The sequence below is a fragment of the Paraburkholderia bryophila genome, assembly GCF_013409255.1.
Lineage (GTDB): Bacteria > Pseudomonadota > Gammaproteobacteria > Burkholderiales > Burkholderiaceae > Paraburkholderia.
Genome location: NZ_JACCAS010000002.1, coordinates 545,219 through 566,150 on the forward strand (window position 1 = coordinate 545,219; position 20,932 = coordinate 566,150).

A 20,932-nucleotide genomic window follows, 5' to 3' on the forward strand; every position below is an offset into this window, starting at 1 on the left:
GATGAGCGATAACCAGACAGACAATCAAGGCAGTTCGCCATTCGACGACAATGCCGAGCAAGAGGTGGTGCAGCATACCGGGCGCACGCACGCGGACGGATCGTCCTATGGGACTTTTACGCTCACGCCAGATAGCGACAAACGCGGTAAGGAACTGCTGTGCGATGTGCGGCCGATCATCCCGGTGATATTTCTGCCCGGTGTGATGGGTTCGCTGCTGACAGACAAGGTTACCGGCGACGAACTGTTCTTTGCCCCGAACACGGATGGCATGTTGGGGTCCGTAGGTGCACTCCCTGCGCTAATTGGGTTGTGGTTCAAGAGCGCATCGTCGCGGGAAACGCAGTTTGACCCAACCCAGGCGGCGGTGACGCCGCTCGGCCCGATCAATGTCGGCAAGCATGACAAAGACGATACCGCTGACCAGTTCGTGGACGAAAAGGAAGCGAGAAGGCGCGGCTGGGGTTCGGTCCATCGCACCAGCTATCACCCGGTACTAGCATGGCTCGAAGAGCAGCTGAACCAACCTATGAAGCTCAGCAAACCACACGGTGCGTGGGTCGACACCGACTCCACGGGCGAGAAGTGGACGCTTAAGCCGGTGATCGACACCGATCCAGCCGACTACGGCGCGTTCGGCAAAGGGGAAAAAATTACGTTGGATTCGGTGGAGTTCAAACGCTTCTCGAAGTACCGATACCGCGTCTACGCCATCGGCTATAACTGGCTGCAGTCGAATGCTGACTCCGGACAGCAGGTTGTCGAAGGCTCCGACTACTACGATCCGAAGACGAAGAAGACGACGAGACTGATGGGCATCAAAGAGATTTGCAACGAAAACGATTCCGGCAAGGCGATCATTCTCACTCACTCGATGGGAGGATTGGTCGCCCGGATGGCAATCGCAATGCATGACGCCGGAGGTTGGATGCACGGCGTATTCCACAACGTGCAGCCTGCTACGGGTGCGCCGGTTGCGGCGAAGCGTTTCAGGACGGGAGGCGGCAACGAGGGCGGGATAAACAGCTTTGTCAATGGAAGTCTGGTCGGCCGCGACGCAGGAGAGTTCATTGCAGTGATAGCGAACGCGCCAGGGCCGCTGGAACTGATCCCTATGCCTGATTACGACAATGGGGAAGCGTGGTGGGTGTTCTCGCGGATCAACGGCGAGGTCGTGATGAAGTTGCCGAAGACTGGCAATGCGTACAAGGAGATCTATACGAACTCCAAGTGGTATGGCTTGCTACCTGACCCAACGTTTCTTGATCCGGCTGGCGTTGTAAAGCAGCGCCTGGATAAACGATCGCAAGGAAAAACAGTTTTAGAAAATTTCCATGAAACCATAAAAGACGTTGTTAAAAAGCAAAACGACATAACCGACGTCTACCATGGGAACACATATGTCGCATACAACGGCAACGGCGCTTTGAAACAGAAACCGCAAGCCGACGCCGCGACAAAAAGCGACGACAGCTGCAAGCCGGGCATCGAAAAAGGTCTGCCGCTCGAAAAACTGCTGACGTGGGGTAAGGTGTTCTGGACTGGCAACGTACCGTCGGGGATAACGGAAGAAGAATTGCGCACTGCAACCCTCCTGAACGACTCCCACACTGGCAATCTGCGGGTTTATCTGGAGTCACGCAACTTGACTATTGAGTTTGAGGTACAGAAGGTTCCAAAGCTGCCCATTGGAGCGGATGCGCCCGACCCTGACAAAAACGGCATCATTCAGGGTGACGCTACGGTGCCGGCATGGTCTGCGGATGCCCAAGCGCGCGGCCTGAGACCAGGTGTAAAAGGTAATTCAAGCAAAGGCGTGCAGACGGCATTCGTGCAGGCCGGCTACGATCACCAAGGAAGCTACAACCACCCATGGACCCGCTGGGCACTCCTTTACAGCGTCGTGCAGATCGCCCAAGACGCACCGGAGCCATCATGTTAAGTCACGTCTGGAAATTTCTGCTGCTCGCGTTCGGCGCGTGCTCCTGTTCGATTGTGTTTTCCGGAGAACCGACGATGAATAATCCCTTGCTGTCCAAGCCTCGTCCGTGGTGTATCGGTCGTTTCGTGTTCGACCGCCCGGCGACGAGCGAGATTTCAAATCAACGCTACGAATATCGAGGGGAGAAGTTAGGCACCCAATACAACGTGTCGCTAGCAACGTACCAAGCTAAAACGGATGCGCGGGAAAAGGAATTGCATACGAAGCGGCGCGTAGACCCAGGAAACAGAAATAAAGAATCAAGTCATTCGTGGCTGGAGAAAGCATTTTCACCCGTGATGGATTCAAGGGTGTTTGTCTATCAGGATGCCGCAACAGATGGAGTTACGCTACCATTTGAAACGGAGGGATACATCTACGACAAGGGCACACTTGTTCATACGACTGGTGGAATTGGTTCGTCAGCGATTGGTAAAGTTGAAGATATCTATAATGACACCTACCGTCGCATCAAAGCTCGCGATAACTGGTCCGTGCCGACCGAGTCGGGATTCTGCTTCGACGGCGGCATCGTCACGGGTTCATCGACATACACCGAAGAAGTTAGCCAGTCGTTCGCATTGATGCCGGGCCGACCCGCGCTCCTGGTGATCCAGATGCGTGACGCAGTGGACGCGGATGAGAAAGCGTCGCTGACGAAGACACTACCTCAATTGCGCGCTCAGATGGATCGGCTGCCGGGTCACTATCGAATTTTGCGCCAAGGCAAGCGCACGGTTGCCGGGATGGATGCAGAAGAGGTGTTGTTCGAATTGAAAGAAGGTGATCTCACGTCGTATCGGTTCTATCTTCTTGCACAGGGCGACCCGAGTACGCTGGCAAAACCTCATACCGCGATTCAGCTTTTGCTCGGCGCAAGCAGCCCTGACTTGACGCCGGAACAGGCAACGTCACCCGTCGACGAGGCGGGTGCGTTGCAGACTTGGGATACGTTGTTGAACAGCTTGCGGCTGCGGCCTGGTGCAGTGTGAGGATGGCATGCGACGATACGACATCGTAAAGGGTGACACGACAACGGTAGGCGGTACGGTTCAAGGCGGCGACGGCCAGGATAGGCTGAATGGCCGGGAGCAAGCTTACGAACATGATCCCGTGTGGTGCCCGGTGTGCAAGGTGATGGGTACGATTCAGTGCGACGGTCCGCGGATTTCAACAACCGGGCCGGCCGGCTGTAACGCCGCGCTGAGTGACGATTTATGCGTGTGCCAGTGTTCGCCGCCGCCAAAACTCGTGGCGTCGCAGTCAGTGTCGTATATCGAGGTCTGAACTCGGGAGACATGTGATGGTTAGAAAAGTGATGGGAATTGTGGTGCTGCTGGTAATGATGGCGAGCGTTTCGGGCTGCGCGTTTTTTACCTGTACCGCTCCGCCGGTTTGTTGAAGGGATTTTGATGGCAACTCTCAACGGCTCTCTGCGAGTGGGAGAGTCACACGAGATTGAGAAAACGGCGTCATTTCCTAGGTTTCGGGATGGCGCGCGATTTCCCCACGAGCGAGTAGGTCTCGGTCGACGGGGAATTACGAGTGAGCGACGACTTGCGGGCGCTTGTTTTGGTGTCCCACAATGGGCCTCGCTCTGGGCCTGAAACACCGTTCCGGGCAGGTTCGTGCCTTTCCCTACCTGCACAATCACCAATCAGTTGAAATTCACGTCGGGTAGGTTCGGCCATAAGCTGCCATCCACTCTCGTCTTCGCTCGGACGCTCAGGCGTCTGCACTGCCCCGCAAACGACTATCCGGTTGTCAGAGGCGAGGGCTCCCTCATCGGCCTTTGCTGACATTCAGGCCCCGCGGTTCATGAAGCAGCTTCAAGTCGCCTTCCTGCCATTCCGATCTCTACAATCGCGAATGTCGCGTTCACTGTCGGCGAATGCGTACTCTTGTTAAGCGTTGTTCGATGCCCTTGTCCGCTGCCCCGTCAGTGCACGGCGACGCGTGCGGGCAGGCATCGAACAAGCCTTAACAGTGAACAAGCCTTAACAGTAGTGAAATTTCGCCTGCGAAAATAGGACAGTATCTTTGAGTGGGCTCTTGTTCACAGCAGGCGATACTTCGATTGTCTGTTTCTGAATGCAGGCTTCGTGCCTTCCAGTATGTCAACCACCATTGCCCTAGTATCGGGATTCTCAATGGCCCCGGACGCATAGTCGAAGCGACCTTTTTGCTTATCACAAGCTGCGTGGATGATCTGCTCGGCATCGCAGACGACGGCAAGATTTGGGTTGTGAGTCACAATGATCACCTGACGGCGTGCTTTGGCCTTCTTCAGGCACTTTACGAGGATTCGGTAGATCGTCTGATTGTCGAGGTTTTCTTCGGGCTGGTCGATCACGATCGGGATGTCGTCTTTGTCAACCAAGAGGTAGAAGACGAGCAGCAAGAGCCCGCGCTCGCCCGGCGAAAGTTGCCCGATTTCTTGACCATCATAGGTGAGCGAATAACGTGGTGCGAGGTAGTCAAAGCCAAACACGAAGTCGAGAAGGTCTCGTGCGGATGACACACTCCTAACCTGATCTTGAAGTCGCATTTCTCGGCCGTCTTGCCCGTCCCGGCGGTCGAAATGCAGCATGTCATCGATCCGTTCTGCAAACGCGACGGCCTCTTCGGCGGTCGCAAAGCTCGACTCCTGCAAAAGCGTTCGGAGAAGTGAACCGCCCCGGGAATCGTGGAGGCTGGTTGGTTTAAGTTAATGCGGGTTCGGCGACCGGTGTTTCAAGTTGCCGATAGTAGTTTGCCTCAGCTTCAGCAGGCGGGATGTAGCCGAGGGGTGCCATCAATCGATGATGATTGAACCAGGCCACCCATTCCAGCGTTGCCAACTCGACGGACTCCCGTGTTTTCCAGTTGCGGCGATGAATCAGTTCGGCCTTGTACAAACCGTTGATTGTCTCGGCCAGTGCATTGTCGTAACTGTCGCCACGGCTACCAACCGAGGGCTCGATTTCTGCTTCGGCCAGTCGCTCGCTATAGCGAATGCTAACGTATTGCGAGCCTCTGTCGGAGTGATGTATCAACGTTCCATCGCCGCCTGGGCGCCGCGCACAAAGTGCCTGTTCAAGTGCATCCAGAACGAAGTCTGTAGTCATCGACGAACTGACGCGCCAACCGACGATCCGTCGGGCGAACACGTCGATCACGAAGGCCACGTAGAGCCAGCCCTGCCACGTCGATACATAGGTGAAATCAGAAACCCAGAGCTCGTTTGGCCGGTCCGCCCTGAACTGCCGGTTGACCCGATCCAGCGGGCGAGCGGCCGCCGCATCGGCAATCGTCGTGCGAGCACGTTTGCCTCGCATTACGCCACGCAAACCCAGTTGCTTCATCAGCCGTTCGACCGTGCAGCGAGCCACCGCGATATGCTCCCGGTTCATCTGCTTCCAGACTTTATCCGCTCCGTAGACACGCAGGTTGGCTTGCCAGACACGCTGGATCTCGGGCCGCAGGCGTTCATCGCGTATAGCGCGAGCGCAGCGGCGCGACGGATCGCGAAGCTGCGCAGCATGGCGCCGGTAGCCCGACGGGGCAATCCGCAAGACCTTGCAGATCGGCTCGACCCCGAAGGTGTCGCGATGCTGATCGATGAAGGCCTTCAGGACTTCAGGCGGCGGTCGAGCTCCGCCTGGGCGAAAAACGCGCTCGCCAGTTTCAGAATCTCGTTGGCGCGGCGCAGTTCCTTGACCTCGCGCTCCAGTGCTTTAAGACGTTCGCGTTCCGACGTGCTCACGCCCTCGCGCTCGCCACTATCGACTTCATCTCGTTTGACCCACCCCAGCAATGTCTGGCTCGTGCAGCCGATCTTCGGGGCGATGGATTCGATCGCTGCCCACTGTGACGGATACTCGCCCCGATGCTCTTGCACCATGCGCACTGCACGTTCCCGGACTTCAGCAGAAAATTTGTTCGACTTGTTCATGGCTCCATTCTCTCAAGAGTTGGAGCCTCCACCAAATCCGGGGCGGTTCAGATATACCAAGGCATCCGTTGGCAGTGAGACTTCTTCAACATCTGTTCCACGCAGGAACGTTCGTCGCGAGCCCCATGCGGCGCTCCAACTGAAGCGCGCTGAGCTCATAACCGAGTCTGCCTCATTTAATCACCCGCACGCACCAATTTAGCCCACCGAGTTGATCACTCGCGCCCCGCCCTCCCTTACAATTTCCCAGCCATCGGGACACACCCAATGGTCAGGTTTGGAAGCCTGCTCACTAGCGGCGCGCACTCACGCAGTGTGGGTCGTGTATCTATCCCCGCACATCTATATTTCTATGGGCGGGCGGTGACGAGGGAGCCGCGAGGCTCGCCGGTTTGTTAGTGACGGTCTTCCAACCTTGCCACGCGCCCGCTCACCCGTTTATCCAACAGTGGGCCTGGCGATTCGAAAAATTCCGAGGGAGATCGCAACCATGACCACCACCAAATCAACAACAAAAGCCCCCACCGACCGCCCACCCGTCGACGCCCTCCAATACGAAAAACTCGCCCTCTCCGCCTTCGACCTCTGCCACCGGCAGATGTGTCAACTGGAGACGCTAACAACAATCGCGTCCACATTGTGTAGGAATCCTCCCATCACAATCGACGAGCGCCATCGTCACCGCATCATGCTCGAACTACTCACCCACACCGGCGAAGAATATCAGCAACAGTTGGCAGCCGACCTCGAACTGTTCGGCGTAATCGCCCTCGACGCAAAGGGCGTCGCGAACAAAGAGCTCACGGCGAAGCAAGCGACCCAGCTCCTGGCAAACGCAACCGAGATCGCAACTCGACCATCGGCAGCAACCAAAACCACGCCGCGCAAACGTTCATCGGCGAAATGCGCGGCGATCGTGAAGAAGGACCATGCGCGTCGCCCGGTCGCCGTCCAGCACTAAACCAACTCCGCAGAGCGGCCTATCGGCCGCTCGAAAAATCTCCCGAAAAAGCAGTCACACAACAAAGCAATCCCCGACGCGAAACCACCGCCTCACCCCCACCGTCGCATTTCCGCATCACTCCTCCCAGCCCCCAACCTCAGCAATCCCCCGCCCAACACCCCCCCCAACCCCTTGATTCCAAACCCCTTCCTCACCAAAAAAACCATTCCCTCACATCCCGAAACAGCTTATTGTAAAATCCCGGAAAGACTTTGGAACCGGTTCCATTTACCATGCGACGAAATGCGATCGAACCTGCCAAAGACTGCGCGGCAGCGCAATGACGCGCTCCAACCTGGTGACCAGAACAACATGTCTCAATCCCCTCTAAGCTCGCGCCGCGGCTTTTTGCGCACGGCGATCGTGCTGGTTCCGGCCAGCACACTGGCTGCTTGCGACAACAAGCAACCCACCGCAACCGCAACGCAAAGCGCAAATCAAAGCTCAAGCCAAAGCCCCGCAGCCGAAGCCACCCCCTACAAGCCCAAATTCTTCGACGCCAAAGAATGGGCCTTCATCGAAGCCGCCGTCGACCGCCTGATCCCCTCCGACGCGGAAGGCCCCGGCGCGCTCGAAGCCGGCGTTCCTGAATTCATCGATCGTCAGATGGACACGCCCTACGCGCACGGCGCGCTGTGGTACATGCAAGGCCCCTTCGCCCAAGGCGCCCCGGAGCTCGGCTACCAGCTCAAGCTGGTCCCCCGCGACCTCTACCGCCTCGGCATCGCGGCCATCAACGCGTACTGCACGAAAACCTACGCCCGCAACTTCGACGCCCTCGACGCCCCCATCCGCGACACCGTCCTCAGCGCGCTGGAAAAAGGCAAGCTCGAACTAACCGATGTGCCCGCAACCACCTTCTTCGGCCAGCTCCTGCAGAACACGCGCGAAGGCTACTTCTGCGATCCGATCCACGGCGGCAATCGCGACATGGCCGCCTGGAAAATGATCGGCTTCCCCGGCGCGCGCGCCGATTTCATGGACTTCGTCAATCAGAACGGCGCGGCCTATCCGTATGGCCCCGTGTCGATCGAAGGAAAGCGCACCTGATGTCTACTCAAACCAAACCGCACGTCGACGCGGTCATCGTCGGCTTCGGCTGGACCGGTGCGATCCTCGCGAAAGAACTCACCGAAGCGGGCCTGAACGTGGTCGCGCTGGAACGCGGCGAGTATCGCGACACCTATCCGGACGGCGCGTATCCGAACACGATCGACGAACTGACCTACAACATCCGCAAAAAACTGTTCCTCGATCTGTCGAAGACCACCGTATCGATCCGCCACAACATCGCCGAAACCGCGCTGCCGTACCGGCAACTCGCGGCGTTTCTGCCGGGCGAAGGCGTCGGCGGCGCGGGTCTGCACTGGTCGGGTGTGCACTTCCGCATCACGCCGGAAGAACTGAATCTTCGCAGCCACTACGAAGAGCGCTACGGCAAGCGCTTCATTCCGGAAGGCATGACGATCCAGGACTACGGCGTGACTTACGACGAACTCGAACCGCATTTCGACTTCGCCGAAAAAGTATTCGGCACCTCGGGCCAGGCCTATAAAGTCAACGGCAAGGTAGTCGGCGACGGCAACGTATTCGAAGCGCCGCGCAGCGATAACTTCCCGCTCGCCGCGCAGTTGAACACCTATTCCGCCGAACGTTTCGGCAAAGCCGCGCGGGAACTCGGTCTGAATCCGTACCGTCTGCCCTCGGCGAATACCTCGGGTCCGTACACGAACCCGTACGGCGCGCAAATGGGACCGTGCAACTTCTGCGGCTTCTGCAGCGGCTACGCGTGCTACATGTACTCGAAGGCATCGCCGAATCTGAACATTCTGCCCGCGCTCAAACCGCTGCCGAACTTCGAACTGCGCTCGCGTTGCCACGTGCTGCGCGTCGATCTCGACGATACGAAAAAACGCGCAAAAGGGGTGACGTATGTCGATCCCGCAGGCAACGAAGTGTTCCAGCCCGCCGATCTCGTGATCGTCGCGGCGTTCCAGTATCACAACGTGCATCTGCTTCTGCTGTCGGGCATCGGCAAGCCTTACGACCCGATCTCGGGCGAAGGCGTGGTGGGCCGAAATTTCGCGTACCAGAACCTGTCGACGATCACCGCGTTCTTCGACAAGGACACCTTCACCAATCCGTTCATCGGCGCGGGCGGCAACGGCGTCGCGGTGGACGACTTCAACGCCGACAACTTCGATCACGGCCCGCTGGGTTTCGTCGGCGGTTCGCCATTGTGGGTGAATCAGGCGGGTACGAAGCCGATCAGCGGCATCGCGACGCCGGACGGTACGCCGAACTGGGGCTCGGACTGGAAGAAGTCGGTGAAAGACCACTACGCGCACACCATTTCCATGGATGCGCACGGCTCGAACATGTCGTACCGTGACGTGTTCCTCGACCTCGATCCGACCTATCGCGATTCGTACGGTCAGCCGCTGCTGCGCATGACCTTCGACTGGAAAGACAATGACATCAAGATGGCCCGCTACGTGACCGGTCAAATGCACAAGATCGCGCAACAGATGGGACCGAAGTCGATCAACGTCTACACGCGCGAATTCGGCGCGCACTTCGACTCGCGCCGTTATCAGACCACGCACCTGGTGGGTGGCGCGGTGATGGGCACAGATCCGAAGACCAGTGTGTTGAACCGCTATCTGCAAAGCTGGGACGTGCATAACGTGTTCGTGATGGGGTCGTCGGCGTTTCCGCAAGGCATCGGCTACAACCCGACGGGCCTCGTCGCCGCGCTGGCCTACTGGTCGGCGAAAGCGATCCGCACGCAGTACCTGAAGAACCCCGGGCCGCTGGTGAGCGTATGAAGAAGATCAACGAAATCCAACGTATCGCGCGGGCGATCAAACGTGCGGGCGCGGCATCGCTGCTCGTAGCGGCCGCGATAAGCGCACCGTTCGCGGCGCAAGCGACGACAGTGGCAACGGCAAGTGCAACGACGGCAGCGCCGACTCAACCGCAACCGCAATCGCAATCGCAATCCGACGCGGCACTCATCGCCCACGGCGAATACCTCGCGCGCGCCGGCGACTGCATCGCGTGTCATTCAACACCCGCAGGAAAACCCTTCGCAGGTGGCCTGAAATTCGACACGCCGATCGGCGCGATCTACTCGACCAACATCACACCGGACCGCAACACCGGCATCGGTTCATGGACCTTCGCGCAATTCGATCGCGCGGTGCGAGCGGGCGTGAAGCCAAACGGCGACACGTTGTATCCGGCCATGCCGTTCCCGTCCTACGCGCGTCTGAACGAAAACGACATGCACGCGCTGTACGCGTACTTCACGCATGGCGTCGCGCCGGTCAACCAGGCGAACCGCGCCGTCGATATCGTCTGGCCGCTGTCCATGCGCTGGCCGCTCGGCATCTGGCGTCATCTGTTCGCACCTGAACCCGCCACGTTCAACGCAACGCACTACACCGATCCGGTCATCGCACGCGGCGCGTACCTCGTGCAAGGCCTCGGCCACTGCGGCGCGTGCCACACGCCGCGCGCCGTGACGATGCAGGAACGCTCGCTCACCGACCTGGATGGCTCCGAGTTCCTCGCGGGCGGCACTGCCATCGACGGATGGGTTCCTTCGAGCCTGCGCGCCAATCCGCGCACCGGCATCGGCGCATGGAGCGAAGCCGACCTCGTGCAGTTCCTGAAAACGGGCCGCACGCAGCACAGCGCGGCATTCGGCGGTATGACGGATGTCGTGCAACACAGCATGCAGCACATGAGCGACGCGGACCTCACCGCCATCGCGCGATATCTGAAGACGCTGCCGTCCACCGATCCGAAGGAAACGCCGTACGCGTACAACGACACCGCCGCACACGCACTGCGTACCGGCGACGCCACCGCACCCGGCGCGGCCGTCTATCGCGACAACTGCACGGCCTGCCATCGCAGCGACGGCCGCGGCTACAACCGCGTGTTCCCGGCACTCGGCGGCAACCCGGTCGTACAGGGTAAAGACGCGACGTCGCTGATTCATGTGTTGCTCACCGGCAGCACGCTCGAAGGCACGAAAACCGCGCCGTCCTCGTTCACGATGCCACCGTTCGGGTGGCGCCTGAACGATCAGGAAGTCGCGGACGTCACGAACTTCGTGCGCACGAGTTGGGGCAATGCCGGTTCGATGGTCAGCGCGTCCGACGTGGCGAAGGTCCGCAAGACCGTCACCGTGCATGCGCCCGACATGCCGCCGGGTGCTTCGCTGAGTCACTAACTCACCACGCAACACACGCAACGCACGCACGGCGTGCCGCGCGTGTGAGTACCCGTTCCCCGCCTCACCCAGAACCCGCTCCATCGACAGAAGGAGCGGCTTCGCGTGTGCGCGGCAAAAAGAGAGATCGCCATCAAGCGACCTGAAATAGACGTTCCAACCGAGCTATTACCACGATGAAAAAGCAATGGATTGCGGCCCCTCTGATGTTGTCTTTCGCCGGCATTGCGTCCGCGCAGAGTTCCGTGACGCTGTACGGTATCGTCGATGCGGGCATCTCGTATCGCAGCAGTGAACGCACCGGCACGGCCGGCAATTACAGTGGCCATTCGAACGTTGCGGCGACGAGCGGCAACCTGTCCGGCAGCCGCTGGGGCATCAAAGGTCAAGACGATCTGGGCGGCGGCTGGAAAGCGCTGTTCCAGTTGGAGGACGGCTTCGACATCACGAACGGCAAGACCGGCCAGAACGGCGGATTGTTCGGCCGCCAGGCGTACGTGGGGATCGGCAGCCAGCAATACGGCACGATCACGCTGGGCCGTCAGTACACGTCGCTGAACGATTTCGTGGCGCCCGTTGCACCGGTCGCGCTGGTGGGCGGCTACGGCGCGCATCCGGGCGACATCGACGATCTCGATCAGACCGCGCGCGTCAACAACTCGATCAAGTACACCAGCGCGAATTACGCGGGCTTCACCTTCGGCGCGCTGTATGGATTCGGTGGTCAACCGGGCAGCTTGAAGCAGCTGAACACGTGGAGCGTGGGTGCCGGCTATGCGAACGGACCGCTGCACGTGGGCGTTGGTTATGAACGTTCGGATAACAGCAAGAGCGGCCCGACAGACAGCACCTACGGCAAATGGAACGGCACCGACGACGGTCTGTTCAATTCATCGATCAACGAAGGCTACGCCAGCGCGCAATCGCAACAGATCATCGCAACCGGCGCAACGTATGACTTCGGCCCGGCACTGGTCGGCGTGAACTACAGCAACGTGCAATACCGTTCAGGCGCCGACTCGCTGTTCAAGGGTCACGCAACGTTCAACATTGCGGGCGTGTTCGGTCAATGGACGATCCGGCCGGCCGTGCAACTGTTCGCGGGCTACAGTTACACGCGCGGCGGCGAGGTGGATGGCGTGGATGAGCGCGCGCAGTATCACAACGTCACGCTCGGCGCGCAATACAACCTGTCGAAGCGCTCCACGGTCTATCTGATGGGCGGCTATCAGCACGCGTCCGGCGGCACGCTGGACGCGCTCGGCAATCCGGTCGCCGCCACCGCGTCGGTCAGCGACAAGGGCAATAGCCACTCGTCGGCGGCGCAGTCGCAGGCGATTGTGAGCATCGGCGTGCGCCACAAGTTCTGATCGCTCAGTGCGGCGCGGGCGTTGCAGGTTGAGCGCCGCCTTGCGAGAGGTCCGGCGCGATCACGCGTGCGTCGTTCAGAATGCCGCACGGGTCGAGCAGGTTTTTAAGTTTGCGCATCAGGTCCGTCTCCGCTGACGAGCGGCTCAGATGCAGGAACTCCTGCTTGACCACACCGATACCGTGTTCGGCGGAGATGCATCCGCCAGCCTTTTGCACCTGCTCATAGACGAGCGTTTCGACCTGATGCATGTCGGCCATGTTCGCATACGGGCCCGACAGCAGATGCAGATTGCCATCGCCGAGATGGCCAAAGAACAGATGCGTTTGCTCAGGGAAGCGCGACGTCAACGCCTGTTTCATCGCCGTGACGAAGCCGTCCATTTCGATCATCGGCAAGCCCACGTCGAACGCGGCGTGGGGTTTTAGACGACTCAGCAATTCGCCGACGGTCTCGCGATACGCCCACAGTTGCCGCGCGTGATCGAGCGATTGCGCGACGATCACGTCATCGACGATTTCGTTTTCCAGCGCGTATTCCAGCACTTCTTCGAGCGCCTTGCGCTCGCTCTCTTCTGAGCCGCCCAGCGTTTCGACCAGTACATACACCGGTGAACGCGTGGCGAACGGCGCCTTGAGTCCGCCTATTTCCATTGCCGCGGACATGAAGTCGTCCCACATCAATTCGAACGACGACAACGCCGGCAAACGACGGCGCAGTTCTTTCAGCAAACGCGTCGCGGCATCGAACGAACCGAGCGCACAGAGTGCGGTATTCGCAACCGTCGGCTTCGGTTCGAGTTTCAGCACGAGGCGCGTAATCACGCCGAGAATCCCTTCCGAGCCGATAAACAACTGCTTCAGATCGATGCCCGTTGTGTTCTTGGTGACCTTGTTCATCATCGTCAGCACGGTGCCGTCCGCGAGCGCCACTTCCATGCCGAGAATCAGATCGCGCATCACGCCGAACCGCACTACCCGGTTGCCGCCCGCATTGGTGGCCGCATTGCCGCCAATCTGACACGAGCCGCGCGCGCCGAGATCGAGCGGAAAGAACCACCCCTGCGCTTCGACGTGGGTCTGCAACTGCTCCAGCGCGAGTCCGGCCTGCACGGTGATCGTGCCGCCAACCTGGTCGAACTCTTCGATCGCGTTCATTTTCGCGAGCGACATCGCGACCTCGCCAGCCTGCGGCGTCGCGCCACCTGCGAGACCGGTCAAGCCGCCCTGTACGACGACCTTCTGCCGAAGCGCCGACAGCACGCCGAGCGCGCGCGCCACTTCGTCGGGCGTGCGCGGCGTCAGCACGAGCGACGGGCGTCGCTTCTCCGTGTCGCTCCAGTCGCCCGCATGCGCGTCGAGCACGCCTGGGTCGAGCGACACGCATTGGTCGCCCAGTTGTTCAACGAGTGCCTGCTGTAAGTCCGTCATATCGTGTAGGTGCCGTGTCATCCAACAATCAGCCTTGTTCCGCGACGCGCCCGAGCTGGCCGCCGAAACGCTTCAATCCCAAGCCGGCGACGAGCGCGATCACCGCGACGCCGGTCAGAAATAATCCGGGCGCTACCGCCGAGCCGGTCTTGTGCAATAGCTGCGTCACGACCAGCGGCGTAATGCCCGTAAAAATCACTGTAGCAAGATTGAGTGATAACGCAATGCCGCTGAAGCGCACGGGCGTGGGAAACAGATCCGCCAGCAGGTACGCATACGACCCGTTGACCAGACCACCGACAAAGCCGATCACCACGAACGCGGCCACCGGATCGATCTGATGCGCGGCGATGAGCCGATAGAACGGATAGCTGCCGGCCAGCATCAGAAGCGAGCCAATCCGGTGCCAATAGCGCGAAGGCAGCCGATCGCCGAGCCACGCGAAGAACAGCAAAGACGCGGACATGGTCGCGATACCGATGTTCTGCCCGGCACTCGCGAGACTTGGCGAAACGTGCAGCACAGTCGTCATATACGAAGGCAACACCACGAACAGCAGACTGTTCGACGCATTGACAATGCCCGCCACGCCGACGCCCACGGCCACCTGCTTCGGATACTCGGTGAGCACGATCCGGAACGGCCGCTTGACCTTATGACTGCGCAGCCGCTGAAATTCCGTCGATTCTTCCAGCGACGTGCGCAGCCAGTAAGAGACCAGCCCAATCACACCGCCGAAAATAAACGCGATCCGCCAGCCGAACGCCAGCACGGACTCGGCGCTCAAGCCCGCATGCAGCGCGAGGCTGATCAACGTGGCCGTCAGCACACCCGAGTTCAAACAGAAGATGACGAGCCCGCTAACGAGACTCGCCCGCTGTGGAATCTCTTCCACCACATACGTGATCGAACACGGCAATTCGCCGGCAAGGAAGAAGCCTTGTGCAAGCCGCAGCAGAATCAGCAGAACCGGCGCCATCACGCCGATGGACGCATAACCGGGAATCAGGCCAATGCCAATTGTCGAGGCCGACATCGCCAGCACGGAGACCAGAAAAACCAGCCGACGACCGAAGCGATCGCCGAGACTGCTGAGCACGATGCCGCCAAGCGGCCGCGATACATAACCGATGGCGAACACGCCGAACGTGCTGATCAGCGATGCAATCGGATCGGCGGCGGGAAAGAACTGCCGCGCGATTTCGCGGGCAAACACGCCGTAAATAATGAAGTCGTAGATTTCCAGCGATCCGCCGAGGCTCGCGAGAATGACCGTCTTCCAACGGGTTTGGCGCGCAGGCTCATGCGACGCCGCTGCCAGGTCTGCTGAGGCCATCGGGTTGTCTCCATCGATTTATTTTGTTCTGTTCAAGCGGCCGTCCGGCCGCGAATCATGCCACGGGTACGGGCGTCGCTGCGGGCGTACCGGTTTGCAAAGCGGCTTCACGGCCGCCGAATGCCTGAATCAGACGATCCTGATCGGCTTTCGCGAGCCTGTCCACGCCTTCGGGATCGAGCAGTTCACGCAAACGCTTCTCGAACGAAGCCAGCACCGGTGCGTATTCCGGCAGTCCCGCGAGATCGTGCAACTCTTGCGGGTCCCGTCGCAGATCGAACAGCTCGGGCCGCAAGCCCACGTAATGGTGGTACTTGTAGTCCGCATTCGCCAGCATGTAAGCGGCGGTTTCCGAGCCAACCGCGTGGTACTCGCTGAACACCAGTCGCTCGGGTTGAGCCGGCGCGTTGGCGAGTTTCGCGAGCGACTCGCCCGGGCTCGCGTTCGCGGGCGCGATGCAACCGGTGCGTTCCAGAATCGTGTTCTGAATGTCGATCAACGACACCGGCGTTTCGCACACTTTGCCGCGCGGAATGCCTGCGCCCGCAACGATCATCGGAACACCAGTCGACTCGCGGTACATCAGGCATTTGTTCCACATGCCGCGCTTGCCGAGGTTATCGCCGTGATCGCTGCTGTAGATGATGGTGGTCGACTCGTCGAGACCGTTGTCCTTGAGCGCCGCGAGAATCTTGCCGACCTGCGCGTCGAGGAACGTGACCAGCGCGAAATAACAGGCCATCGCGAGGCGTCGGCGTTCATCGGTGCCGATCGCGGCGTCGTGATCCATATGAATCGCCTGACGCTCGACCCACGGATGCCGGACATAACCGCTCGACGGCTGCAACGGCGGCAATTCGATGCTGGCGGGATCGTAGAGATCGAGATATTCCTGCGGCACGATCAGTGGGAAATGCGGTGCGACGAGTCCCGCGAACAACACCCAAGGTTTCGTGTCGTCGCGCGGATCGCTGAGCCAGTCGACCGCCGTATCGGCCACCCGCATATCGAAGCGGTTGTAGTTCGACAGCCCCGGGCCGATCTTGTCGTAAAGCGGCGAGCGTCCCATGGTGCGCGGCAGCGGATTGCGCACGGAACCCCACACCTGGCCGATGCCATCGAGAATATGCACCGCATGCTGCTGATGACGAAAACCGACCGGCGCCGCCTCGCTCTTGTAGTGCAGCTTGCCGATCGAGTCCGTGACCATGCCGTCGTGCGTCAGGTACTGCGCCCAGCCGGGCGTGCTGCCGTCGTACGCAATCGCGTTGTCCCAGCAGCGAATGTCGTGCACGTAGCGGCCCGTTGCGAGACTCGCGCGGGCCGGCACGCAAATCGGCGACGGCGTATAGGCATTGCTGAAGCGCGTACCGCCCGCGGCGAGCGCGTCCAGATTTGGCGTGTGAATGAATGGGTGGCCGGCGCATCCCATCAGGTCGTGCTGATGCTCGTCCGACAAAATGAACAATACGTTCGTGGGCTTCATGATGGGGGTGTCCGGGCGCGCTATGAATGCGGCTGTCTCCTGAGCTTAATCATGGTCCGTGAGCGCATGACAAGCAATTGACATTTTGTCGAAAGCGCATAACCATAAGTTATTCGCCAGGAGGAGCGCTGTGGACCCGATCGAGCGGTTTTTTCAGGCTGGATTGAAGCTGAACCATCTGCGGTTGCTCACGCTATTCGATAGTCTCGGGCAGATCCGGCTCGTGGCGGAGAAGCTGAATGTGACGCAACCGGCCATCTCGAAGCAGCTCGCCGAACTGGAGGCCGGACTCGGCGTGTCGGTCATGACGCGGGTCGGTAACCGGCTTCAGTTGACCGCCGTCGGCGAAACGCTGACCAAGCGCGCGCGGGAGGTGTTTCATCAGCTCGAACAGGCGCGTTATGAGGTCGATGCGCTGACTAGCGGGATATCCGGGAAGATTTCAGTCGGCGCGGTCGCGACGGTACTGCCGGTGTTCGCGCCAGAGTTGATTCTTGAATTGAAAAGGCGAGCGCCGCATGTGAATGTCGCGCTGCAAGAGGCGACCAGCGACCGGCTGTTTCCATTGCTCGCGAATGGATCGCTGGATTTCGTGTTGAGCCGGACTGAGCCGGTGGGATTCGGTAAAACCGAATTCGCTTCTCACATCATCATGGACGATCCGATTGTGGTGGTATGTGGCCGCGATCATCCGTTGGCGAATCGAAGGACTGTCACGCCTGAAGATCTGGCCGGGTCGCCGTGGATTCTGCCGCCTAGCAGGCTGTTGAATTTTGGTCCCGTGTAAGCGGGGTTTGAGGGACGGGCGTTATGGATATCGTGTTCATGATCTTTGGCAGCGGATGCGATGCGCGGAATGGATGAGATGCAGGAAACCCTGTTCACGACGGTCAAGCTGGAGGACTTCGTCCCGGCAGATCACCCGTTGCGACCGATCCGGGTGCTGGTGAATGATGCGTTGAAACGGCTCAACGGGCTGTTCAGCGTCATCTACGCGGACACTGGCCGTGCCTCGATTGCACCTGAGAAGCTGATGCGAGCGCTGCTGTTGCAGGTGTTCTACTCGGTGCGCAGCGAGCGCATGCTGATGGAGCAGATGCGCTACAACCTGCTGTTCCGCTGGTTCGTCGGGCTGGCGATTGAGGACGCCGTGTGGGACCACTCGGTGTTCTCGAAGAACCGAGACCGGTTGCTGGAGCATGAAGTCGTGGAAGCGTTCTTCACCGAAGTCATGAGCCTGGCGGACAAACGGGGCTTGTTGTCGAGGGACCATTTCTCGGTGGACGGCACGCTGATTCAGGCGTGGGCCAGTCACAAGAGCTTCCGCCGCAAGGACGGCCCGGAGGATGGTCCGCCCGCCGGCGGTGGCCGCAACGCCGATACTGACTGGAGAGGCGAGCGACGTAGCAATGCCACGCACGAGTCGACTACTGATCCGGAGGCGCGATTGTTCAAGAAGAGCCACAAAAGCCCGGCCATCCTGTGCTACCACGGGCACATCCTGATGGAGAATCGCTCAGGGCTGGTGGTCGGTGCCGTGGTTAGTCACGCGGATGGTTTCGCCGAGCGGGCCAGCGCGTTGCGATTGCTCGATTGCGTGCCAGGCGCTCATGCGAAGACAGTCGGTGCCGACAAGGCGTATGACACCCGTGACTTCGTGAACGATTGCCGCGCTCGCAACGTGACACCGCATGTCGCGCGCAACGATGAGCGTTCGGGCGGCAGCGCAATCGACGGGCGCACTTCGCGGCATGCGGGCTACCGGACCAGTCAGATCATCCGCAAGCGTATCGAGGAGCACTTCGGCTGGGGTAAAACCGTCGGTCGGATCCGGCAGACGGTCTATCGCGGCATCCGGCGAGTCGACCAGCACTTCAAGCTGACGATGGTTGCGAGCAATCTGACCCGCATGGCGCGAATGCCAGGTGTGGTGCCGCAAGGAGCGACGCGATGAGCCGCCACGGCATGGCGAATGCACGGCGCGCCGCCTGCGCGCACGCGCATTGCCTACAAAAACCACCGTGCGAACCCGCAATTCAGCAGCACATCGCATTTGGAAGCCTCGTGAACACTGCTCCCGTCTTCATGACGGGGCGCTTTTCAACAGCCTGCTAGAGAAGCGCCTACGTTCCTCGCGTTGCAAAGCTGGCTCGGCGAATATGGACTCGCATTTCCCGATGGCTGCGTGCAATCCATCTCATTGCAGACCAATGAGGCGATGCTCGCGAGTTACCCGTTTCTTGCATTGATGCCATTGGCGGTTGCACGCAAGCGAGCGGGCCGCGCCGGGTTCGTTATCCTCGCGATGCCGGGTGCGAGCTTTCTGGAGACGGTGCAGTTGTTCTATAGCAGCGAGTCGGTGAATCCGGTGCTGCCAGTTGCGCTCGAATGTGTCGCTGCGGTGCAGGAGCGGTTGCGGCGGCCGGTGGTGGATTGAGGCGATTGCGGTTCGGCGCGATCAGGTATGCACTTTTGCTTTTGCGTTCGCATCGAGCATCTGCAGATGAAGCATTTCGGTCTCATCGTCCGCAGGGAACATGCATTCAATCCGTAGCTCCTGCGCGGCGATGGTTTGCGGCGTACCGACGCTGGTGACCATCGAGAAATACTTCATCTCGCGGCCGTCTTTGATGAAGCCCATCGGTATCACCGGCATGGATGCCGACGCGGCGTCGGCTTTTAACGCGTCTCCGGGTTGCAGCTTCGCTTCCACTTCGGGATAGGCACGCAACGCGTCCAGCAGTTCACGCGTTTTGTCATCGACCACTCGCCCGACCGACTCGCGATAGACACGCTGAATCAAACTGTCCGCTACCGTTTTCCAATCGGACACGAACGGCCGCATGCCCTCGGGATCGAAAATCAAATGCAGCATGTTGCGCGGCTCCTTGCGCGCCGCCATGTCGATAAAGCAATTGAAAAAGCGCGGCGCGGACTCGTTCGTCATCAGCACATTCCAGTAACGGTCCATGACGATCGCCGGAAACGGTTCATGCTGCCGCAGCATACGATCAAGCGCTTTCGTGACGCCGTGCATTTCCTGCGCATTCCACGCGTTGTCGGAATACATCGGCGCATAGCCGGCCGCCAGCAGCAGCGTGTTGCGTTCGCGCAAGGGAATATCCAGCGTCTGCGCGATATCCATCAGCATCTGCCGGCTCGGCACGCTGCGCCCGCTTTCGATAAAGCTGATATGACGCTGCGAAACGCCTGCATTGAAGGACAAATCCAACTGACTGATGCCGCGCATATCGCGCCAGTGACGCAACAACACGCCGAGATCGTTCGGCGGTGCTTTCTTGCTGGGGTTCGGAGGGTTCATCGTTCTCTTATCCGCAGGTCGATACAGAGGCGGTTTGGTGATCGGCATCTCGTGAGCAATCTTTCACGTTGACCGATCAACCGAACCTCGCCGGTCAGCATACTACGCGTCGCCAATCGGCTCGTTCCCGAGGAGACTCAGGCATGCCATGCGTGAACCTGGAACTGAGTTTCCAGCGGCGGCTGCGTAATACTGCCCACGTAGTTCGTGATGGTCGACGCCGCCGTGACCGCGAGCAGTTCGAGCACTTGATCGCGACGAAAGCCTGCTTCGAGAAACGCGCTCACGTCCTGATCGCCGAGATGGCCGCGCTTTTCAATTGCGGTCTTCGCCAGAGTCGAAAGCGCTGCATGCTGACGATCCGCAGGCGCACGGCCGGCGCGAATCGCTTCGACGTCGGCGGGCGTGAGCCCTTCATTCAGCGCCAGCGCCGTATGAAATGCAACCGCCCACGAACATGCGTTGGTCACCGCGTTCGTCAACAAAAGCGTCTGGATCTGCGCTTCGGAAAACGTGCCGGAATGCACCTTCTGAAACAGGTTGATAAACGCGCCGATCAGCACGGGCGATTCAGCCATCGCTCCCGCAATGTTCGGGATAAAGCCAAAAGTCTGCTGAAGCTGCTGCAACACGGGCCGCGATTGTTCCGGCGCGGAGTCAAGGGTATGAACTTGAAACGTCGACATGATGTGTCCTCGATGGTGAGCGCGGTTCAGGGTGAACGGCGCGACCACCGAAGATTAGGCGTGGACGAAACACTCGCCAATTACCTCCCATGTAATAGAAGTTCGATACGCTCGGTACAAGGGCACCCTCCGCGCTTTTCTG

At 59.8% G+C, this 20,932-nt stretch carries 18 protein-coding genes and 1 other annotated feature; of the genes, 11 read left to right on the forward strand and 7 right to left on the reverse strand.

All coding sequences use genetic code 11. The features are described from left to right. Nucleotide 1 precedes the first annotated feature (1 nt). Genes GGD40_RS23780 through GGD40_RS23790 form a run of 3 tightly spaced genes read left to right on the forward strand, consistent with a single transcriptional unit; the run spans nt 2 to nt 3,268 of the window. Nucleotides 2–1,942: an esterase/lipase family protein gene (locus GGD40_RS23780; protein WP_179745303.1), complete on the forward strand. Its 1,941-nt coding sequence runs from the start codon at nt 2–4 to the stop codon at nt 1,940–1,942. Next, entirely contained in the window at nt 1,933–2,973 is a 1,041-nt protein-coding gene (locus GGD40_RS23785) for a T6SS immunity protein Tli4 family protein (protein WP_373565419.1), read from the forward strand. The genes GGD40_RS23780 and GGD40_RS23785 overlap by 10 nt, the downstream gene beginning before the upstream one ends. Before the next feature lie 7 nt (nt 2,974–2,980). Further along, nucleotides 2,981–3,268, forward strand: coding sequence for a PAAR domain-containing protein (locus tag GGD40_RS23790; protein WP_179712501.1), 288 nt, complete (start codon nt 2,981–2,983; stop codon nt 3,266–3,268). Between the two features lie 769 nt (nt 3,269–4,037). Here the strand turns inward: GGD40_RS23790 and GGD40_RS23795 are convergent. Both GGD40_RS23795 and GGD40_RS23800 read right to left on the reverse strand, forming a co-directional pair. After that, nucleotides 4,038–4,634, reverse strand: a complete 597-nt coding sequence (locus GGD40_RS23795; RefSeq protein WP_306456599.1) for an AAA family ATPase — start codon at nt 4,632–4,634, stop codon at nt 4,038–4,040. A 49-nt stretch (nt 4,635–4,683) separates the two neighbouring features. Continuing rightward, nucleotides 4,684–5,915 (reverse strand): IS3 family transposase gene (locus GGD40_RS23800; protein ID WP_179703322.1). Its coding sequence is split into 2 segments (ribosomal slippage): nt 4,684–5,627 and nt 5,627–5,915, totalling 1,233 coding nucleotides; the frame shifts between segments, so codons are not numbered across the junction. Further along, nucleotides 5,521–5,637, reverse strand: a sequence feature (AL1L pseudoknot). It overlaps the preceding gene by 117 nt. Nucleotides 5,916–6,405: 490 nt before the next feature. On the opposite strand from GGD40_RS23800, the gene GGD40_RS23805 reads away from it, so the two are divergent. From GGD40_RS23805 to GGD40_RS23825, 5 genes are all read left to right on the forward strand, one after another. Next, nucleotides 6,406–6,876 carry a hypothetical protein gene (locus GGD40_RS23805; RefSeq protein WP_179745304.1) on the forward strand — a complete coding sequence of 157 codons (471 nt, stop codon included), beginning with the start codon at nt 6,406–6,408 and terminating at the stop codon, nt 6,874–6,876. A gap of 354 nt (nt 6,877–7,230) precedes the next feature. After that, nucleotides 7,231–7,968, forward strand: a complete 738-nt coding sequence (locus tag GGD40_RS23810) for a gluconate 2-dehydrogenase subunit 3 family protein (RefSeq protein ID WP_179747029.1) — start codon at nt 7,231–7,233, stop codon at nt 7,966–7,968. After that, nucleotides 7,968–9,746 (forward strand): GMC family oxidoreductase, encoded by a 1,779-nt coding sequence (locus tag GGD40_RS23815; RefSeq protein WP_179745305.1) that lies wholly within the window; start codon nt 7,968–7,970, stop codon nt 9,744–9,746. Before GGD40_RS23810 ends, GGD40_RS23815 begins: the two co-directional genes overlap by 1 nt. Continuing rightward, the gene (locus GGD40_RS23820; RefSeq protein ID WP_179745306.1) at nt 9,743–11,161 is read left to right on the forward strand and encodes a c-type cytochrome; all 1,419 of its coding nucleotides are present in this window, start codon (nt 9,743–9,745) and stop codon (nt 11,159–11,161) included. Before GGD40_RS23815 ends, GGD40_RS23820 begins: the two co-directional genes overlap by 4 nt. 176 nt (nt 11,162–11,337) lie before the next feature. Beyond that, nucleotides 11,338–12,531: a porin gene (locus GGD40_RS23825; protein ID WP_179745307.1), complete on the forward strand. Its 1,194-nt coding sequence runs from the start codon at nt 11,338–11,340 to the stop codon at nt 12,529–12,531. A 4-nt stretch (nt 12,532–12,535) separates the two neighbouring features. Here the strand turns inward: GGD40_RS23825 and GGD40_RS23830 are convergent, their stop codons facing one another. From GGD40_RS23830 to GGD40_RS23840, 3 genes are read right to left on the reverse strand one after another with little or no spacing between them, the layout of a single operon-like run. Next, the gene (locus GGD40_RS23830) at nt 12,536–13,960 is read right to left on the reverse strand and encodes an FAD-binding oxidoreductase (protein ID WP_257030564.1); all 1,425 of its coding nucleotides are present in this window, start codon (nt 13,958–13,960) and stop codon (nt 12,536–12,538) included. Between the two features lie 28 nt (nt 13,961–13,988). Then, the gene (locus GGD40_RS23835; RefSeq protein WP_179745309.1) at nt 13,989–15,296 is read right to left on the reverse strand and encodes an MFS transporter; all 1,308 of its coding nucleotides are present in this window, start codon (nt 15,294–15,296) and stop codon (nt 13,989–13,991) included. A gap of 55 nt (nt 15,297–15,351) precedes the next feature. Continuing rightward, the gene (locus tag GGD40_RS23840) at nt 15,352–16,782 is read right to left on the reverse strand and encodes a sulfatase-like hydrolase/transferase (protein ID WP_179745310.1); all 1,431 of its coding nucleotides are present in this window, start codon (nt 16,780–16,782) and stop codon (nt 15,352–15,354) included. A 130-nt stretch (nt 16,783–16,912) separates the two neighbouring features. Here GGD40_RS23840 and GGD40_RS23845 point away from each other — a divergent pair, with 130 nt between their 5' ends. The 3 genes from GGD40_RS23845 to GGD40_RS23855 all read left to right on the forward strand — a co-directional run bounded on the left by GGD40_RS23845 (nt 16,913) and on the right by GGD40_RS23855 (nt 19,219). Beyond that, nucleotides 16,913–17,569 (forward strand): LysR family transcriptional regulator, encoded by a 657-nt coding sequence (locus tag GGD40_RS23845; RefSeq protein WP_373565350.1) that lies wholly within the window; start codon nt 16,913–16,915, stop codon nt 17,567–17,569. 60 nt (nt 17,570–17,629) lie between these two features. Then, on the forward strand, nt 17,630–18,736 hold the full coding sequence (locus tag GGD40_RS23850) for an IS5 family transposase (protein WP_373565298.1): 1,107 nt from the start codon (nt 17,630–17,632) through the stop codon (nt 18,734–18,736). A gap of 231 nt (nt 18,737–18,967) precedes the next feature. Further along, nucleotides 18,968–19,219: a hypothetical protein gene (locus GGD40_RS23855; protein ID WP_179745311.1), complete on the forward strand. Its 252-nt coding sequence runs from the start codon at nt 18,968–18,970 to the stop codon at nt 19,217–19,219. Between the two features lie 21 nt (nt 19,220–19,240). Here the strand turns inward: GGD40_RS23855 and GGD40_RS23860 are convergent, their stop codons facing one another. Then, entirely contained in the window at nt 19,241–20,104 is an 864-nt protein-coding gene (locus GGD40_RS23860; RefSeq protein WP_179745312.1) for a helix-turn-helix domain-containing protein, read from the reverse strand. A gap of 137 nt (nt 20,105–20,241) precedes the next feature. Next, complete coding sequence (locus GGD40_RS23865) at nt 20,242–20,790, reverse strand: carboxymuconolactone decarboxylase family protein (protein WP_179712484.1); 549 nt, start codon at nt 20,788–20,790, stop codon at nt 20,242–20,244. Nucleotides 20,791–20,932: the final 142 nt, after the last annotated feature.

What these genes read in the sequence shown, in the direction of transcription:
- GGD40_RS23860 (WP_179745312.1), bottom strand. Translation starts at nt 20,104, where the DNA reads ATGAACCCTCCGAACCCCAGCAAGAAAGCACCGCCGAACGATCTCGGC.
- GGD40_RS23840 (WP_179745310.1), bottom strand. Translation starts at nt 16,782, where the DNA reads ATGAAGCCCACGAACGTATTGTTCATTTTGTCGGACGAGCATCAGCAC.
- GGD40_RS23820 (WP_179745306.1), top strand. Translation starts at nt 9,743, where the DNA reads ATGAAGAAGATCAACGAAATCCAACGTATCGCGCGGGCGATCAAACGT.
- GGD40_RS23780 (WP_179745303.1), top strand. Translation starts at nt 2, where the DNA reads ATGAGCGATAACCAGACAGACAATCAAGGCAGTTCGCCATTCGACGAC.
- GGD40_RS23835 (WP_179745309.1), bottom strand. Translation starts at nt 15,296, where the DNA reads ATGGCCTCAGCAGACCTGGCAGCGGCGTCGCATGAGCCTGCGCGCCAA.
- GGD40_RS23805 (WP_179745304.1), top strand. Translation starts at nt 6,406, where the DNA reads ATGACCACCACCAAATCAACAACAAAAGCCCCCACCGACCGCCCACCC.
- GGD40_RS23865 (WP_179712484.1), bottom strand. Translation starts at nt 20,790, where the DNA reads ATGTCGACGTTTCAAGTTCATACCCTTGACTCCGCGCCGGAACAATCG.
- GGD40_RS23830 (WP_257030564.1), bottom strand. Translation starts at nt 13,960, where the DNA reads ATGACGGACTTACAGCAGGCACTCGTTGAACAACTGGGCGACCAATGC.
- GGD40_RS23815 (WP_179745305.1), top strand. Translation starts at nt 7,968, where the DNA reads ATGTCTACTCAAACCAAACCGCACGTCGACGCGGTCATCGTCGGCTTC.
- GGD40_RS23825 (WP_179745307.1), top strand. Translation starts at nt 11,338, where the DNA reads ATGAAAAAGCAATGGATTGCGGCCCCTCTGATGTTGTCTTTCGCCGGC.
- GGD40_RS23850 (WP_373565298.1), top strand. Translation starts at nt 17,630, where the DNA reads ATGCGCGGAATGGATGAGATGCAGGAAACCCTGTTCACGACGGTCAAG.
- GGD40_RS23790 (WP_179712501.1), top strand. Translation starts at nt 2,981, where the DNA reads ATGCGACGATACGACATCGTAAAGGGTGACACGACAACGGTAGGCGGT.
- GGD40_RS23810 (WP_179747029.1), top strand. Translation starts at nt 7,231, where the DNA reads ATGTCTCAATCCCCTCTAAGCTCGCGCCGCGGCTTTTTGCGCACGGCG.